General features: G+C 43.5%; 15 protein-coding genes and 2 pseudogenes. 5 read left to right on the plus strand and 12 right to left on the minus strand.

All coding sequences use genetic code 11. The annotated features are described in order from the left end of the window. Positions 1-96: 96 nt before the first annotated feature. The 5 genes and pseudogenes from ACOBWA_RS09830 to ACOBWA_RS09850 form a co-directional block, all read right to left on the minus strand. Positions 97-456: a hypothetical protein gene (locus ACOBWA_RS09830; RefSeq protein WP_420229245.1), complete on the minus strand. Its 360-nt coding sequence runs from the start codon at positions 454-456 to the stop codon at positions 97-99. Further along, entirely contained in the window at positions 426-1,436 is a 1,011-nt protein-coding gene (locus ACOBWA_RS09835; RefSeq protein WP_420229246.1) for a ribonuclease D, read from the minus strand. Before ACOBWA_RS09835 ends, ACOBWA_RS09830 begins: the two co-directional genes overlap by 31 nt. A gap of 135 nt (positions 1,437-1,571) precedes the next feature. Further along, positions 1,572-2,164: pseudogene (gene recR / locus ACOBWA_RS09840) on the minus strand (recombination mediator RecR). A gap of 117 nt (positions 2,165-2,281) precedes the next feature. After that, entirely contained in the window at positions 2,282-2,611 is a 330-nt protein-coding gene (locus ACOBWA_RS09845; RefSeq protein WP_025651278.1) for a YbaB/EbfC family nucleoid-associated protein, read from the minus strand. A gap of 80 nt (positions 2,612-2,691) precedes the next feature. After that, positions 2,692-3,981: an O-succinylhomoserine sulfhydrylase gene (locus tag ACOBWA_RS09850; protein WP_420229247.1), complete on the minus strand. Its 1,290-nt coding sequence runs from the start codon at positions 3,979-3,981 to the stop codon at positions 2,692-2,694. A 426-nt stretch (positions 3,982-4,407) separates the two neighbouring features. Between ACOBWA_RS09850 and ACOBWA_RS09855 the strand changes: the two genes are divergently transcribed. From ACOBWA_RS09855 to dusA, 4 genes are all read left to right on the plus strand, one after another. Beyond that, complete coding sequence (locus tag ACOBWA_RS09855) at positions 4,408-6,051, plus strand: phospholipase D family protein (protein WP_420229248.1); 1,644 nt, start codon at positions 4,408-4,410, stop codon at positions 6,049-6,051. Between the two features lie 326 nt (positions 6,052-6,377). Next, positions 6,378-6,647 (plus strand): hypothetical protein, encoded by a 270-nt coding sequence (locus tag ACOBWA_RS09860; protein WP_420230796.1) that lies wholly within the window; start codon positions 6,378-6,380, stop codon positions 6,645-6,647. Further along, positions 6,611-7,576, plus strand: coding sequence for an MFS transporter (locus ACOBWA_RS09865; RefSeq protein ID WP_420230758.1), 966 nt, complete (start codon positions 6,611-6,613; stop codon positions 7,574-7,576). Before ACOBWA_RS09860 ends, ACOBWA_RS09865 begins: the two co-directional genes overlap by 37 nt. Before the next feature lie 131 nt (positions 7,577-7,707). Continuing rightward, positions 7,708-8,691, plus strand: a complete 984-nt coding sequence (gene dusA / locus ACOBWA_RS09870; protein ID WP_420229249.1) for a tRNA dihydrouridine(20/20a) synthase DusA — start codon at positions 7,708-7,710, stop codon at positions 8,689-8,691. An 81-nt stretch (positions 8,692-8,772) separates the two neighbouring features. On the opposite strand, the pseudogene ACOBWA_RS09875 reads toward dusA, so the two are convergent. From ACOBWA_RS09875 to ACOBWA_RS09895, 5 genes and pseudogenes are all read right to left on the minus strand, one after another. Next, positions 8,773-9,561: pseudogene (locus tag ACOBWA_RS09875) on the minus strand (CPBP family intramembrane glutamic endopeptidase). A 67-nt stretch (positions 9,562-9,628) separates the two neighbouring features. After that, positions 9,629-10,519: an alpha/beta fold hydrolase gene (locus ACOBWA_RS09880; RefSeq protein ID WP_420229250.1), complete on the minus strand. Its 891-nt coding sequence runs from the start codon at positions 10,517-10,519 to the stop codon at positions 9,629-9,631. Between the two features lie 279 nt (positions 10,520-10,798). Then, positions 10,799-11,851: a signal peptide peptidase SppA gene (gene sppA, locus ACOBWA_RS09885; RefSeq protein ID WP_201547820.1), complete on the minus strand. Its 1,053-nt coding sequence runs from the start codon at positions 11,849-11,851 to the stop codon at positions 10,799-10,801. Positions 11,852-12,234: 383 nt separating this feature from the next. Further along, complete coding sequence (locus tag ACOBWA_RS09890) at positions 12,235-14,361, minus strand: ComEC/Rec2 family competence protein (protein ID WP_420229251.1); 2,127 nt, start codon at positions 14,359-14,361, stop codon at positions 12,235-12,237. A gap of 29 nt (positions 14,362-14,390) precedes the next feature. Continuing rightward, on the minus strand, positions 14,391-15,050 hold the full coding sequence (locus ACOBWA_RS09895; RefSeq protein ID WP_420229252.1) for a hypothetical protein: 660 nt from the start codon (positions 15,048-15,050) through the stop codon (positions 14,391-14,393). 245 nt (positions 15,051-15,295) lie between these two features. Here ACOBWA_RS09895 and ACOBWA_RS09900 point away from each other — a divergent pair, with 245 nt between their 5' ends. Next, positions 15,296-15,871 carry a DUF2062 domain-containing protein gene (locus ACOBWA_RS09900; RefSeq protein ID WP_227522947.1) on the plus strand — a complete coding sequence of 192 codons (576 nt, stop codon included), beginning with the start codon at positions 15,296-15,298 and terminating at the stop codon, positions 15,869-15,871. Between the two features lie 63 nt (positions 15,872-15,934). Here the strand turns inward: ACOBWA_RS09900 and ACOBWA_RS09905 are convergent, their stop codons facing one another. Further along, positions 15,935-16,240, minus strand: coding sequence for a hypothetical protein (locus tag ACOBWA_RS09905; protein ID WP_057760791.1), 306 nt, complete (start codon positions 16,238-16,240; stop codon positions 15,935-15,937). A gap of 177 nt (positions 16,241-16,417) precedes the next feature. Beyond that, positions 16,418-17,098: a lipoprotein-releasing ABC transporter ATP-binding protein LolD gene (gene lolD / locus ACOBWA_RS09910; protein ID WP_160023683.1), complete on the minus strand. Its 681-nt coding sequence runs from the start codon at positions 17,096-17,098 to the stop codon at positions 16,418-16,420. Positions 17,099-17,122: the final 24 nt, after the last annotated feature.

Here is a 17,122-nt window from a genome sequence, read left to right on the forward strand (position 1 = left end):
AGAGCTCTATGAATACTTGAGTGTCAGTTTGCAGTCTTATCGAACGCTTCCTTATTGAACGGCGCATTATTAAACGCCATATTATCGAACGATTCCTTATTGGACACGAATACCCATGCCTTGCTGCAGTTCGGTTTTATGCTTTTTGATGACTGGAATTAAGGTTTTAACAACCCAGTCGTTACGCCAACCTTTTAGCCCTTGCGGCAGTTCGCTCACGTCTTTATCAAGAGCAACCACTTCATACAACTGCCCTAGCCATTTTTTACGCATCAATACGCTAGCAGGTATACCAATCTCACGCGCATGCTCATCAATCGCTTGCTGCACTGCTTTTGATAATACTTTATTTTTTGAGCGATATGGTGGCACTAGACAGTCTGGATGCTCTGTAGGCGGTAGACTCTTGGCATCTCTGATTACTTTCAGCAGCTCTTCGCCATATAGTCGCAGCATACTACGGTGCATGGTTGTTTTGTGTGCCAGCTCTCGCATGCTGTTTGGCTTTTCAGTGACAATCTCTCGTACTGCTTGTTTTTTATCACAAAGGTACGCGGTTGATTGGTCGCACGTGCCAGCTCTTCTCGCCATGTAGCCACCCCTTTGAGTATCGCCATTTGCTGCGAGTTATAGCGGTAATCTGCCATCGTTAGATACATCGCTTCATCTTCGACGTGCTGCGTGTCATACAAATCACTGGCATAAAGCTGACAGTCAGCCCAAACATAATCATATAAACCTTGAGCCTTAAGCGCATGCTCGATACTGAGATATAGCGCTGGCAAATAACGCACATCATCGATGGCATACTGCTCTTGTTCATCTGTCAACGGGCGCTGGAGCCAATCAGACTGACTGTGTTCTTTATCGATATGCATATCTAGCTGATCAGCCAATGCCTGCTGATACCCCATTTGCAATTGACCCGTTAGATAAGACAACGCTATTTGCGTATCAAAGATATTGGTCAATGGTGGGCAGCCAGACAACAGATAAAAAATGCCCAAATCTTCGCCGCAAGCGTGCCAGATAGCCACATCTACTTTGCGTAGCGCTTCCCACAGCTCAGCCAGTTGTAGCTGCGGTGCATCCAGTAGATAAACATGATTGCCAGTATTTAATTGCACCAGTGCCAAACGCGGGTAATAGGTGTCACGCTTGATAAACTCAGTATCTAAGGCCACGCGTCCGCAAGTCGCTAAGGCATCAATAACCTCATCTAAATCGCCTTGCTTACGTACCCATGTAATAGCAACGTCATCAGCAATATCCAATAGTGCATCAATATCTAGCACCTCAGCATCTGGAGTATTAGACACTGACTCAGATGAAGTGGCTGCTGACATTGGCTCAGTATTAGCGGCTTCTTGTAATGAGCCATCATTGATATCAGAAGCATTTGATTGAGCTGAGGCGTTTGAAACGGTATTGGACACGGGCAGATACCTACATTAATAGGAGAAAATAAAACGCTAAACCGCGCCTTGATAAAATTAAAATATAAACGATAATAAAGTAATTATAGCAATTCCAAGAAATGAATTGGGTAAGACTTTAAAGCAATCAAAACATTATAAAAAGGAACGATTTTGCATGGCTTGACCAAGCGTCATACTATCCAAATACTCAAGCTCGCCGCCCATCGGGACGCCTTGTGCTAAGCGCGTCACTTTATTGACATGACGACTGACAGCTTCACTAATAAAATGTGCGGTGGTCTGACCTTCAACCGTCGTACCTGTCGCCAGTATAATCTCTTCAACAGGCTCTTGTTTGACTCGCCATACCAGCTGATCAATATTTAAGTCATCTGCACTGATTCCATCAATTGGGGATAAGTGTCCGCCAAGCACAAAATAGCGACCACGATACCCTGCCGTTTGCTCGATTGCCATCACATCTGCTGCTGTCTCGACCACACACAGCAACCCATCATCACGTCTAGGGTCTTGGCATAGAGGACACACCGCTTCATCACTAAAGCTATGACAGCGCTGACATTCAACGATATCGCGCATGGCTTTATCTAGTGCTTGGGCAAGCGCCATGCCTTGCGGACGTTTTTACTAAGCAAATGTAGTGCCATTCGTTGGGCACTTTTTTGACCCACGCCTGGCAATATACGCAGCTGTTTGACCAGCTGATCAAATTTGGCTGTAAGCAAAGTAGCTTCCTTTAGTTGACTTTATTTAACTAAATTTATAAATCGTAGCTATAAAAATGGGGTCGTATCGTGTCGATAACAACCCCATTTTTGTGTTCAGTCTAAAGTATTTAATGCTTAGAACATACCTTGCATACCTGGTGGTAGACCCATACCTGAGGTCGCGCCAGCCATAGTTTCTTCATATAGCTCATCCGCTTGACGCACCGCATCATTGATAGCAGCAGCGATAAGATCTTCGATCATATCTGGCTCATCTTCTAGCAGACTTGGATCGATGGTCAAACGCTTGACCACATGGCGACCAGTCATGGTGACTTTAACCAGACCACTGCCCGCTTCTGCTTGCACTTCTTTGTTCGCAAGCTCTTTCTTAGCATTTTCAACGTTTGCTTCTACTTTCTTTTGCATCGTTTGTGCTTGTTGCATCAATGCTTGAATGTTCATAGCTGCCTCTTTGTCTTATAATAATAAATGGGATCATTTAAAGTTTAAAATAAAATACTGACGGCATTATACCGCTATCTTTACAAACTGTCTAAACCACGCGCCAAATCTTTGATAATATCTTCGACATCTTCCAAACCGACTGATAGACGAATCAGACCGTCTTTAACGCCAGCTTCAGCACGCGCCTCAGGGGTGAGACGGAAATGTGTGGTGGTCGCAGGATGGGTAATCGTGGTTTTAGCATCGCCCAAGTTATTGGTGATAGAGACCATTTGAGTCGAGTCAATCACATGCCAAGCCGCTTCTTTCGTATTACGACTGTCAGATGCCTTGACTTCAAAGCCCATGATAGCACCGTAACCGTCCTGCATATGATGCTGACGTGTGGCCAGCTCGTGTGCAGGATGGTCACTTAGGCCTGAGAAATGCACCGTACTGACATTGGGATGATTGACCAAAAATTCTGCGACTTGATTGGCATTGTTACAATGCGCTTGCATTCGGAGTTTTAGCGTTTCAAGCCCCTTAGTAAATACCCAAGCATTAAACGGACTCATGCTGATACCGCCTGAGCGCACTACGGTAAACGCTTCTTGCATGAGTTTGTCACTACCAACCAACGCACCGCCTAATACGCGACCCTGACCATCCAAATATTTGGTCGCAGAGTGAATGACCACATCCGCACCCAAGTCTAACGGGCGCTGCAATGCTGGCGTTGCAAAGCAGTTGTCAACGACGAGTAATATATCATTGGCTTTACATAGCTGACTCAGATAACCGATATCGCAAATCTGCGCTAATGGATTACTTGGGCTTTCACAATAGATCACCTTGGTATTTGGTTGAACTGCATTGGCCCATGCATCATTGTCAAAGCAATCAACATAGCTAACTTCAACACCAAACTTGGCCATATAGTTGTTAAACAGACCGATAGACGAGCCAAATAACTGATTGGCAGCGAGCAGATGGTCGCCCGCTTTTAGATATGCCAAGCACATGGTCAGGATTGCACCCATACCAGAGGCCGTTGCAACCGCACGCTCACCGTTTTCTAGCGCGGCGAGACGACGCTCAAAAGTACGGACGCTTGGGTTGGTATGACGAGAGTAAACGTTTCCTGTCTTTGTACCGTCAAAATGTGCCGCAGCATCAGCGGCTGATTGGTAGACATACGAGCTGGTGGTAAAGATCGGTTCTGAATGCTCGCCCTCATCGGTACGATGCTGACCTGCGCGCACGGCGATGGTTTGCATACCATAATCAAGCCCTAAATCTAAGGCATCATTGCGCCAGTTTGGATCTAATCCATCGTTTAAATGCGTTTGTTTGTGACTCTCATCTTTTGTTTGCGACTGACTCATAGACGTTCCGTTGCTGTGTTTTGGTTGATATAAAAGGACTGCTTATTTTTTGATTATCGAGTGGATACACCAGTACCATCATAACATGCTGACTTATTTCAAACATCTGCTTTCAGATACCTCTCCATATTATTTGTGCCTACTGCAGACTCAAACGATTCAGGATAAGGAGTATCAGACAGGTTGAACTGCCTTAAAAACAGACCACATCCATCGTCAAACCTAACAAAAATAACGTATTTATAATAGGCAGATATGCTAACAGCTGCTAAGCTTAGCGACGATTTGAATTTTGGCGTTGGTTATATTTTTATAGACCGTCCAATCGATGCTATCATCCTTAAAAATAGATGAACAATTTCAGCAAATTACTTATCCATGCATTTTATTTATCAGTATATTTAGGCTCATCAAGGTAAATTCGTTATGTCGATGTTCAGTATAGAACCAAGCAGCTTATCGTTGAGTCTGACACTTGGGCTGACTTTAGGTCTGAGCGCTTGCCAGAGCCTACCCAAACAGCCACATCTACCTGAGAGCCAAGCGCTATCAGCGCGAGTCAATGCTTTATACCAACAAGAAGACAGCCCAAAGATTGAGCAAAATACAGCGACGACAACCAACAATACTGATCTAGTGGCCGCTGTTAGTGCGCAGAATGAAATTCATCCTGATTTGTCAGGCTATCATCCGATCGTCACTGGGGCAAATGCGTTTGCCGCCCGTAGTATGTTAACAGGTATGGCCACGCGCAATATCGATGCGCAGTATTATATTTGGCATAATGATCAGGCTGGCCAACTGCTATTAAAAGACTTGTGGGAAGCGGCTGAGCGCGGTGTGATCGTGCGTTTGTTGTTGGATGATTTTAATAACAGTGCAAAGTTTGATCAGCACCTATTACGTTTTGCAAGCCACCCTAATATCGCGGTGCGTATCATCAACCCATTAATGCATCGTAAATTTTCAACATTGAACTACGTCACAGGTTTGCCGCGTATCAATCGCCGTATGCACAATAAAAGCATGACGTTTGATAAACAGATTACCATTATCGGCGGACGTAATATCGGTAATGAGTACCTGAGTAACGATCAAAGCAGCCAGTTTGCGGATTTGGATGTTTTACTGATTGGTAAAGTCGTCGCAGACATTGATAATAGCTTTGCCAGTTACTGGTCATCGCCGCTGTCGTTTGACATCGAAACTTTAGCCAAGTTCGACGATGACGTCACGCCTGATTTTTTGAAGGCATTAGACAAGCTGGGTATAGATGAGGAAAATAACGAAGGCAGTAGCTTGACGGTTTATAAAGCCGCCATCAAAGACTCGACGATAGACACTGATCTGATCAACAAACGCGTGCCGTTTCGTTGGACAGACATGCAGTTTTTGAGTGACGATGTTGGCAAGCTGTCCAAAAGCGTCTCATCTGAGACCAACTTGGTGCATCAACTGCGTACGTTACTCGGTAGCCCAACCAAAAAACTGACAATCATCTCGTCTTATTTTGTCCCGACCAAAGATGGGGTCGATACTTTGGTGAAGCTCGCCGAATCTGGCGTTGATATCAAAATATTAACCAACTCATTTGATGCAACCGACGTGACCGCTGTTCATTCTGGTTATAGTCAATGGCGCCCTAGCCTACTGCGGTCAGGCGTAAAAATATACGAGCTAAAATCAACGGCAGCTGAAGAAAAACGTGACAATAAACTCTGGCGTGCACGCAGTCAGTCATCAACCAGCCTACATGCAAAAACGTTTGCAGTAGATGACTATCAAGTCTTTATCGGTTCATACAACGTTGACCCACGCTCTGCCAATATAAATACCGAAATGGGTGTAATCATTAATGATGATGAACTAGCAAGGCAGCTGCACGGGGCGCTGAGTGACGATTTACTAAATCAAGCTTATGAAGTTAAGCTGCTAGACAACGGTAGCTTGGAGTGGCACACCATGGAAGATGGCAAAGAAGTCGTTTATGACTCAGAGCCACGGGTCGATCTGAGTGATCATATCTGGCTTACTATTATGTCTTGGTTACCCATTGACTGGCTACTGTAATATGTAAACTCTTTTCTAAATAGTCCCTAAAATTGCAGGATGTGCAGTTTTGCTTTTGTTAAAAGCCAAATCCTGTAATCAAAGTTCTTATTACAATACACAAAATTACTGTTCCGGCGAATCATTGTTTATATACTTTGATTTGCCGGTTTTTATCATGGCCGATTATCTAAACGATGATCGTCTTAATGACCACTTTACTCCGTGGATGCGTGATCTATTATGCCGACTCGTTCTCAATACGCCCTGATGTCTAAAAAGACAAAAATACAGTCATATTCGTAAGCTTTATCAGCGCTGTAATCTTTTTTGATTTTTTGATTTACTTGTATATCTCAGATATTGTTTCAGCGGCGATTTTTCCTGCTAATGCTGACCCTAGAGTTGCTAAACTGCAAGGAATGGGGCTTTTTGTTATCGGTTATTTAGCACGTCCAATCGGAGGTGTTCTCATCGGTCGTTATGGTGATATAAAAGGTAGAAAGCCCGTTTTATTGCTAAGTATCATAGTCACCGCATGCAGTCTCTTAGCAATGGCATTTTTGCCAACTTATGCACAATGGGGGCTGCTGCGCCTGCCTTATTTATATTGTTAAGAATCATACAGGGTATGGCGTTTGGTCTTTATGTACCGCTATCTTGGGTATTTGTAGCAGAGCATGTGCCCAGACAGTATCTGTCAGTTGCCTGTAGCTATGCGACTGCTAGCTTCTTTGTAGGTGTGCTGTTTTCAAATGCCTTTTTTATGTGGTTATCTAGCTTTATGACGACGACTGAGCTAACTGATTATGGTTGGCGTTTACCATTTTTAGTAGCGGCGGCTCTTAGTTTCTTACCGCTCTTATTTTGGCGATTCATCGGAGAAACACCCTTTTTTCTGGCACTTACAAAATTAAATACCGGCAAAAACTCAGGCAAGCCGCTTACCATACTCTTTAAACACTGCAAACACTCTGTGTTTGTCGGCATGGTGCTGACGTTAGTGATTTCTAGCATTACCTCTGTGGTTGTTCTACTATTGCCAGACTTGATAGAGATAAACTTTACGTTAGACAGCGATTTGTTTGGATTCTCCCATAGCTTGGGCATCGTATTTATGATTTTTGGCTGTATATTCTATGGGATAATTTCTAATCATGAGAATTTTGGTAAGGTTCTAGTAATTGGTTCGATACTCCTCATTGCTCAAATACTAGCCTTCTTTTATCATCTACAAGCAGGTGGCGATTACATTTTAATTATGTACGCGCTTTTGGGATTCTGTGCTGGTATTGTCGGTATGGTTCCTGCTATCTTGGTGCAATTGTTTCCAACCAACGTGCGTCTCACAGGTATCTCTTTTTGTTATAATGTGACCTACGGTATCGTTGGTGTACTGATACCTTTTGGTCTTGGTTATGCCACAACTTTAGTAAGCTTTTCACCAGCACTATACATTGCCTTTATTGGCTTTATCGGTATTATCATGGGGCTGTATTTTTATAATTTGCCTGAATTTAAAAAAATTGACCATGTTATTTTATAAGTAATTGGTCAATCACTGTTTCGCATGACGCTTGAAGCTCTGGAAACTCTTGCAAATAAGGTGCAATGGTATGTCTCATCCATTGCACCTTATCCATTTATTTAAGACACAAATATTAAGGCTTGATGACCATGGTTGATATGACCAACAAACGCCTCTCAGTTGCGCCAATGATCGACTGGACTACGACAGATTATCGTTATTTTGCACGACTATTTAATCCACATACCTATCTATATACCGAGATGATCAGTACTGGCGCATTGATACATGGCAATCGAGCACGCCACTTGCGCTTCGATACGCTTGAGCACCCTCTTGTATTGCAGCTCGGCGGTGCAGACATCGATGAGATGACGCAATGCGCAGAGTTCGCTCAGCAGTATGGCTATGACGAGGTCAATATCAATGTTGGCTGCCCCTCAGATCGCGTACAGCACAATAAGATAGGTGCCTGTCTGATGGCAGAACCTCAGACCGTCGCTGACTTGGTCAAGCATATGCAAGCTGCAGTCGATATTCCAGTGACGGTCAAGCATCGTATTGGCATCGATGACTTTGATAGTTATGAGTTTATGGTGGACTTTGTGCAGACCGTTGCGGCTGCTGGCTGTACGCGTTTTATCGTTCATGCACGTACCGCGTGGCTACAAGGGCTCAGCCCTAAGCAAAATCGCGAGATACCACCGCTACGTTACGATGATGTCTACCGCTTGAAGCAAGACTTTCCTGAGCTAGATATCGAGATCAATGGTGGTATCGATACGATTGAAGACATCAAGATGCATTTGCAGCATATCGATGGCGTGATGATTGGTCGGGCGTTTTATCACAATCCGTATCTATTAGCAGAGGCCAATAGCTTATGGAATGAGGCAACTCCTGAGACAATACCTAAGCGCTCGGAGATTTTAGCGCAGCTTTATCCCTATCTCGAAGAACAACTCGCAAAAGGCGAAGCGCTGCCAACGATGACACGGCATTATTTGGGACTTTTCCAAGGTCTGATGGGCGCGCGTAAGTGGCGTCAAGCATTGAGCGGCAAACCTCAGCTTACGATTGATGATATTAAGCGAGCGGCCGATGAAGTGCTATCGTTAAATCCTGATGCATAATTCTAACACGTAGCCAAATTTTGATATCTAACTGGCTCGATAGAATTTACATGCCAGCCATCGTTGTGGTCAGCATTTTATCTACGCCGCTTGCACAATATACTGCCACATCGCTGCACCATTATTGACAATGTGCAGTACGATTGGCAGTAGTAGCGAAGCCTGACTTAATCCGTGCATAGCAAAATATCAATGCCAACACTACGATGGTACTGATTTCATAGATACCATACTGCACATGGATCACAGCGAATATCAAACTTGTCACAATACTGGCGACAATCGCCCCATGATTCGCTGAATAGGATGGTGCCGTGAACTGTTCTGCGATGGCTGACCACAATATACCGCGAAAGATAACTTCTTCATAAATTGGTGCGACGACCACCATGGCAAACACCAACAGCCAAACCGAAATGACAGACTGATAGAGTGGATCAACAAACACCAACGGCGTCATATCAGTACATACGTCAGCGCCTGACTGGCAATCATAAATATCAGTAGCAACCCAAGCATGCCTATACCCACCGACAGTGAGAACGGTTTTAGTGCTAAATATTGACGCAGACTGCCACCTTTTAAACGAATGATAAGCATGCTAATTGCCACTAGCAATACACAGCCGATAAGTATAGACAGGCTCACAACCGTTCCATCATTACTACCAAAATAGAATATACGCCCTATCGATGTCCTTTCATCAGCAGGTAATACCAGCTTGCCAGCGATATAAACACCTACCAACTGACTGATAAAAAATGCAAGCACCATTCCTACTGTTAGCACGAATGTACCCACACGCGAAAATAGCGGCAGAGACTTAGGTGAGGCAGTCGTACTAGATGGCGCAGTTAGGTTCTTTGGCATAAAGGTATCACTTAAAATACTCTGGCAGCTCATATCCATTACAAACATGACTGATGGTATGTTGCGTTTATTTTGACAATTGCTGCTTAATCAATCCTAGCACCTGCATTGAGACAGACTCTGGATACTCAAGTGGGAACATATGGCCCCCTTCGTGAGTCTCATAAGGAATGCCTAAGCGCGATTTTATCTGCTGCGGAAAGCGACGTTTCAAAAAGATACTGTCTTGACCAATGATTAAAGTCACAGGTACTTTGGGGCCACGATTCGGTGCCAGCCAATACCAAGATGGATTGGTACGGAACACAGCGACTTCGCTGGCTTTAGGAATAGCCAATGTTACTTTGCCATCCGCGCGCTCATGCAAGCCGTGATCGATATATCCTTGAAAGCTACGCTCATCAAAATTCTTAAAAAACCCTTTATGTCGCATTTTCTCATATGCTTCATCTCGGCTATCCCACACATCACGGCGATGTTTGGACACGCCAGCTGGTGACAGTTTGTCCATCAGACGATTATTCATAAGCGGTAATCTGTCAGCGGTCTTTGCTAAATGCCACAACAAGCTGACTTTGCCATAAATCCAAGGCGGGTCCATAAGCACCGCTTGTGCAAACAAATCAGGCTGACGATACGTGGCCTGCAACGTACACATAGCCCCAAGCGAATGCCCTACTCCTACTACCTGTGCAACGCCATGCTTTTCGCAGGCACTGTTTACGCTATCAATGATTTGCTGCGTCAGACTACGCCAATGATCATCCACTGGATAATCAGGCGTATCGCCCAACATCGCAATATACTCAATCGTAAAAAATTCTGATAAACCTTCAAAAAATGGCTCATATACCGCGCTTGGCATTCCATTAGCATGAGCAAAATGCAGCACAGGTTTATTGGTTATTTTAGAGACAGGTAATTTAGCAAAGGACTGCGAATTTATTTCATCACTCATGACAGACTCTCATAGGATCGTTTATGTTATATATTATTTTAATGATTGAACCTTGTACCATTATCAAAACCAACAGCATCAAAACTAATCCCTTCAAAACTAACTATGTTTATATGGCAAATTTGACGACTGTGTTCGATGGTTATAGTTGTATAGCTAATTTAATCAGGCTATCACTTGGGCCAAGGTTTTTATTTGGTATTGCATACAATTAAGGCTGAGCACAATTATATGCTCAGCCTTAACAATCATACACATTATATTTAAAACATAAAACGCTTAACGCATCTGCCCAGTGTTGCTTTCTTGTGGCAATACGTCGAGACTAACGCTAGAGCCGATACCAGCACCTAACTTTACTGCAAAACGATCCATAAACATTTGGAACGGATCAGTTGGGCTATAGCTAATGATCGTATCTAGATCTAGTTGCTTACTTAAACTTGTGATACTACCTGTTTTGTCTGCCAAACCTAGCTCAATAGACTGCTCACCTGTCCAGAATAGCCCTGAGAACAGTTTGTTTTGCTCAGGATTCTTCAGACGGTCACCGCGACCTTCTTTGACAGCGTTGATGAAATGCTTGTGCGTATTTGCTAGTACTTTTTCGACATGATTTTCTTCATAGTCAGTCAACGGACGAGATAAGCTTAAGATATCTTTATACTCACCAGCCGTAATCGTACGATCTTCTACGCCAACTTTGTCCATCAAACCTTTGACGTTATAGCTTGGCATAATGACACCGATAGAGCCGACCAAACTTGATGGATTGACATAAATCTCATCTGCAGCAGACGCAATATAATAAGCACCTGACGCACCGATATCACCAATCACCGCATATAGCTTTTTGTCTGGGTACTCTTGGCGTAAGTCCATCATGGTCTGCCAAATCTCATCAGACTGTACTGGCGAACCGCCAGGTGAGTTGATATCTAAGGCCACTGCTTTTGAGTTACTGTTTGCAAAAGCGTCTCTCAATGCTTCATTGACATCATATGCATTCGCTACATCGTCATTACTGATGACGCCTTGCAGCTCGACCACTGCTAAATGTGGATCGCTAGTATCGACTGCGTCCATACCTGTTGGCGCACTGCTGCAACCACGACCAAGGGTCAAAAATATCAATAAGATATAACCAAAGGTCAGTAGTTTAAAAAAGATACTCCAACGACGAGCGCGGCGCTGCTCAACCACACTCGCTAATAACGTGTTTTCCAGCACCTTCCATTCTTGTCCACTTGGCGGGCTTGGTTGCTGCAGTTGCGTTGGCTGATTTGCCGAGTTATCAGGACGTTTGTTAGGGTCTGGTGGCCAGTTGGGCATATAACTTCCTAAGTTAGAAACAATCTAAAACAATAAAATGAGGTTGTCGAGAAATACAGCTAAAGCGGTGATGTATACCTGATACTGTCTCACCATATCTGCGACCTATGTTAATAGTCAGTGACCTGTATTAATAGGCTGCTAAGTATGGTGGTATTTCGATAATGGTTCAATAGTATAACTGTGAAATATCACTATATTGTAACGCTGATAATATAAGCCTTATTTTTGAGGGTTAGTAGTTTCGGCATTGGGAATACTATCAATATTGCTTAGCGATTTAGTTGTTTAGCGATAATGCCGCGTCTAACGGCTTATTATCATAGGTTATAACTTCATCAACTCTCTGACGACTTATGATATCGCCTGTAATTTGCGAGGCACTATGACCAAGCCACCTTGTATTTTTTGAATAGCATGTCATCATTATTCGATTCAACTGAACATAGTAATGACCACATTTGCCAAACGCGTTGATGAGTGTCAGCATTTAAAATCAGACGTGACTGGAAAGACGCTGACTGTTTGCTAGTTAACTGGTTAGATGCTACTTGTACTTGAGGGCTAACAGGTGAATTGACAGGTAACGAGTTAAGTGGGTCTGCCGCATTGTATCTTAGAACGCGTATAGGCAAGTTAGTATCAAGAGCAATCGTACAATCCCAAACGCTGGTATCACCTATCTTAGTCCAACCAGTGATGGCCTGTACTGACAATTCATCGTTGGCCGACTGCCATATTTTGCCTTGCTCACAACGTTGGGCACTGATAGTGGGCGTATCTTCAGACTGCTTAACTGTTTTGTAAGCTTGCTGAAATGCAGACCAACGATCAGAGCGCCCTGCTTGCCAATATTGGCTAATGGCTAAGCGGCCATTTAATTGAGCAACGGTCATCGGTAGTAGTTCAGAATTTTTGGTATTAGCAATATTCTTATCGTCAGGAATTAACGTATCAGTCAGGCTAACACTGCTATTCTGTATGACAATGCTCTCTAACTTATCGACAGATAAACTGCCCAATTGCTGCTTTAAATTTTCAGATAATTTGTCTGCTGTCAGGCTGCTTGGCATCGTTCGTGTAGAGGCTGATCTATGATCAGCTAAGAACAACCAATTGGTACTGTTTTCATTGACGGTAGGATATTGCAGCAATGCCGCCGTTATATACGAATCACCCGTTGGCAAAATATATAGGGTCGGTACAGTTACCAGTGACTGCTGATTGGCATACACCGTCATCATCAGTAACGTTAATGGTGGCAACATCAACCAACGACTGAGTAAACCTCGTGGTAACAGCCAAGGCAATGCGCTTAGCAAAGCCATCGATAGTATCGCGATATTAACTGGTGTATAGAGCCACGCATCCGATAGCACTGGCAATGACGTCAGCCAACTCATTAAATCGTGTAGATGACCAACTATCGTACTAATAATTACCCAAAGAATATCAGCAATACTCGGCACCAAAAGATAACACAACCCGGCTAATAAATTGAGCGGTACAATCACCCAACCAAATAGTCCAATAGCAAATAAATTAATAAAAAGCCCCCATAACGATGCCTTACCAAATAAAAGCAACGTAACGGGTAATAGAGTAAGAAACAGCCAAAACTGTAGTTTAAACACACGCTTGGCCATTTGCCAAACACGGTTAGATAGCGCGCTATTGATATGAGTACGCGGCTTATCATTGTATAAATTCGTTGTAGCAGTAGTTTGGTGCTCATACGACGTATCATCATACTTGAGTAATAACGCCACTGCGATAAAAGATAGCCAGTATCCCGCCTGCCATAATACGTAAGGGTCACGCCAAGCCATCAATACAGCCAATGCCAATAGCACGCGCATCGTACTGATAGGAAGTAATGTTAGTCTAACGAATCCAATCGCTAATAACATCCAAGCCGTACGGGCAGCAGGCACGTCAAAACCAGTAAATAGCGCATAAATAAAAGCGGCACCGATCATTACCCACCAGCGCACTTGCCAGCGCGGAATACGACGGTAAATCGCCGAATAATTACGATCAAACAGCAGTACGGCTATACCTGCTAGCACAATAGCTAAAAACAGTACGTGCGTACCTGAAATAGCGAGCAGATGTGAGATACCCGCCAGTTGATATAAATCCTTAGTATCACGATTAATCAAGCTACGATCACCCGTGAGCAGACTTAATGTCACGGCTTTTGCTTGTTGCTCTACTGTCGTTTGCGTTGACCAGTCTTGATAGAAATGCTGTCGTAATCGCCAACGCCCTTGATCAATACGAGTGCGAAAACGCTGAAGATATGAATCAGAGTCTAGCGTCTGCTTCGAATATTTTTCAGCGCTGATTTCATTGCTAATTTCGTTACTGTTTACCAATGTAGGACTAACGGCCAAAATACTTGCAACGCCATCAATATGCCGACCTCGCAACCAGCGATAACTGTCAAAACCAGTAGGGTTATTGACTGCTTGCTCAGAAGTAGCCAACGGTGCCAGTGCTAGGCTCATGAATATCTCATCACCAGGCTGCAAATCGTTTAAGGCTGCAAACTGGCTATCATTTGCAGACTTTTTGGATAGGCGTTAAGTAGGACTCGGTGTTCGCTAACTTTGAGACTAACTTCATTGGGATTAATTTCGTGATTAGTGCTTAGGCTATTTTTATTTACATCTAAGTAGTCGGATGTTTTAGTTGCTAATTCTGTCGGCGTTAGCTCAGCGACTAATGGAGCGATATTCGTTATCACCGCTACTTGGCGATAACCGCTCTCTGTAGTGGCATCATAAACACTGTCGCTCAACCCTTCGATACGCACGAGTGCTTGTACTCGTATCGGTGCAGTTATTTCAGTGGTTTCTGCTTGTTGATGAGTAACCAAAGCTTGCAATGCGCTGCCTATCACTAACGCAGTCGCTAACAAAGCTAAGACTAAATATCTAATAATACGGAAAGGAAGTTTAGTATACAGAGATGCGTTGTTAAAGGTATTATTATCAGCGCTGTGGCTGTCTATCGAGGGTATGTTGAATTGAGCAGAAGCCAACAGAAATATAGCAAATACAATCAGCGCCAAAAACAGATTGGACGGATCAATCATATCTAGCAAAGATAAGTCGGTTGGCATTATCACATTATCTGCGACTGCCAATACGCCCATCATAACTATAATTATGAGGCTACCAATCAACCAGTACACCAGCACTCCTTGCTTGATGACTTAAATATTATTCGGCCAAATATGGTTACTTACTATAGCAAATGGCACGCGATGCAATAGCATTTATATTTATATTACCCTATACTGAGGCAACGTATTAGGTGGTAACTATCTGACACCACCATTCTGTGTGTTCTAACCTTTATCCTACTCACCATATATTAATTTATACCAGCTTCTCAATATCATTGAGTAGACTGTAGTTAATGATTAAAGGCGATCCTGTGCCCCAAAAACGTCTAAAAGACCTACTTCCTACACCAGAGAAAATCTTAGAAAGTCGCACTTTAAAGCTGTTTGCACCGCACTTGGCTGATCCAAGGTTATGGCATTTCAATCGACATAGCCTAAATAAGGCTGTCTATATCGGTGTACTGAGTGCATTTTTTCCGCTGCCAGGACAGATGTTACTGGCGCTCATTGGCTCGCTTATTTTTCGTGCCAATGTTCCTATGGCGCTTGGTTTGACATGGATTACCAACCCAGTCACTAGCTTGCCAATCTTCTATGCTGGATACTATATCGGTGCAAAGATCATTGATGCACCTGTGATTAGCTTGCGATTCATTGGTAGAATGATTGCTGATTTTAGCTTATGGGCATTATCAAACGGGGCTAATCCTTTTATTACTTATCGCGGTACAGTATCGCTTGCTGCATTTTGTATCGGGCTAACGATTTTAGCCGTGGTCACCAGTCTTATTTGCGGTTTGGCATTTAAGGCCATTTGGCGTTATAAGACCGTAGCGAGCTGGCAGAAACGTCAGCAAAAACCTTCTGACGAATCTGACAAGTTATAAGGCAATTTATCTTTGTTATCTGGCTATAACGCTTACGCCCTAGCTAAACTAAGCTAGAAAAGCTTATTCTTCTTTACTGTTCTCTATAGCATTCAAAACTTTGTCAGTGAAATTGCTATCCATCGGTACGATCTCAATGACTTCATCATTTTTGCAAAGCGTATAACGCTTACCTGTCGCGCTGTCTTGGACTTTTAGGTCATAATCAACCCCAGCCAAAGTGATGGCATCAAACACAGGAGTCAGTAGCTCGGTTTGCGCCTGTCTATCGAGCGTTTCAAACAAAGTTGGATCGATGTAAGGCTTTAACGGCTCATCACCCTCTTCCGCACTGCCAAAAGCCGCAATTGGATTATCATCTTCACGCATTTTACGCATCCTTATAAAATAGATAAGGCGGCTGGCTCACAACCGGTTAATCGCTAGTTTCTATGATATATTTTCTTAATAATACAACAATAACTCTTCAATATGACAGCCACCATATTCATGACAGACGCCAATAGATGCGTTTCAGTCAGTTTTTCGACCTAATACACAAAACTATTAATACTGTTCCCAATGCCCATTGCGTAGCAACAACTGACGGTCAGCAAGCGCGGCTAAATTGCGATCATGCGTCACCATAAGTAGCGCCGTTTGCATAGTGCTTTGTAGCTCTGATAACAGGCCAAAGACGCTCTGGGCATTATCATAGTCCAAGTTACCTGTTGGCTCATCTGCCAAAATAAGCGATGGCTTAGTCACTAGCGCGCGTGCAATCGCTACACGTTGACGCTCGCCACCTGATAGCTCACCTGGTCTATGCATCAAACGATGCTCAAGACCGACATTTTCTAGAATCTCAACCGCTTGCTTACGAGCATCATTCGTTGATACTTCTGGACGCATCAGCAATGGCATAGCTACGTTTTCGATTGCTGTAAATTCTGCCAATAGGTGGTGAAACTGATAAATAAAGCCCAAATGCTTGTTGCGCATAGCTCCACGCTCAGTTTCATTCATGCTATTTAATAGCTGACCATGCAACCAAACCTCACCACTGGTTGGCGTATCTAGACCGCCAAGCAAATGTAGCAACGTACTTTTACCTGAACCACTGGTTCCAACGATAGCGATGCGCTCACCCGCATGAACAGTCAGATCAAGACCAGTCAATACTTGTGTACTGACCGCGCCTTCATCATATATCTTATTGATATTGGTCGCCTCTAAAATGGCAGACATAGCGCTTCCTTTATTTTATTTATT

Origin of the sequence: Psychrobacter sp. ER1, from assembly GCF_048631835.1 — a bacterium.
GTDB lineage: Bacteria > Pseudomonadota > Gammaproteobacteria > Pseudomonadales > Moraxellaceae > Psychrobacter.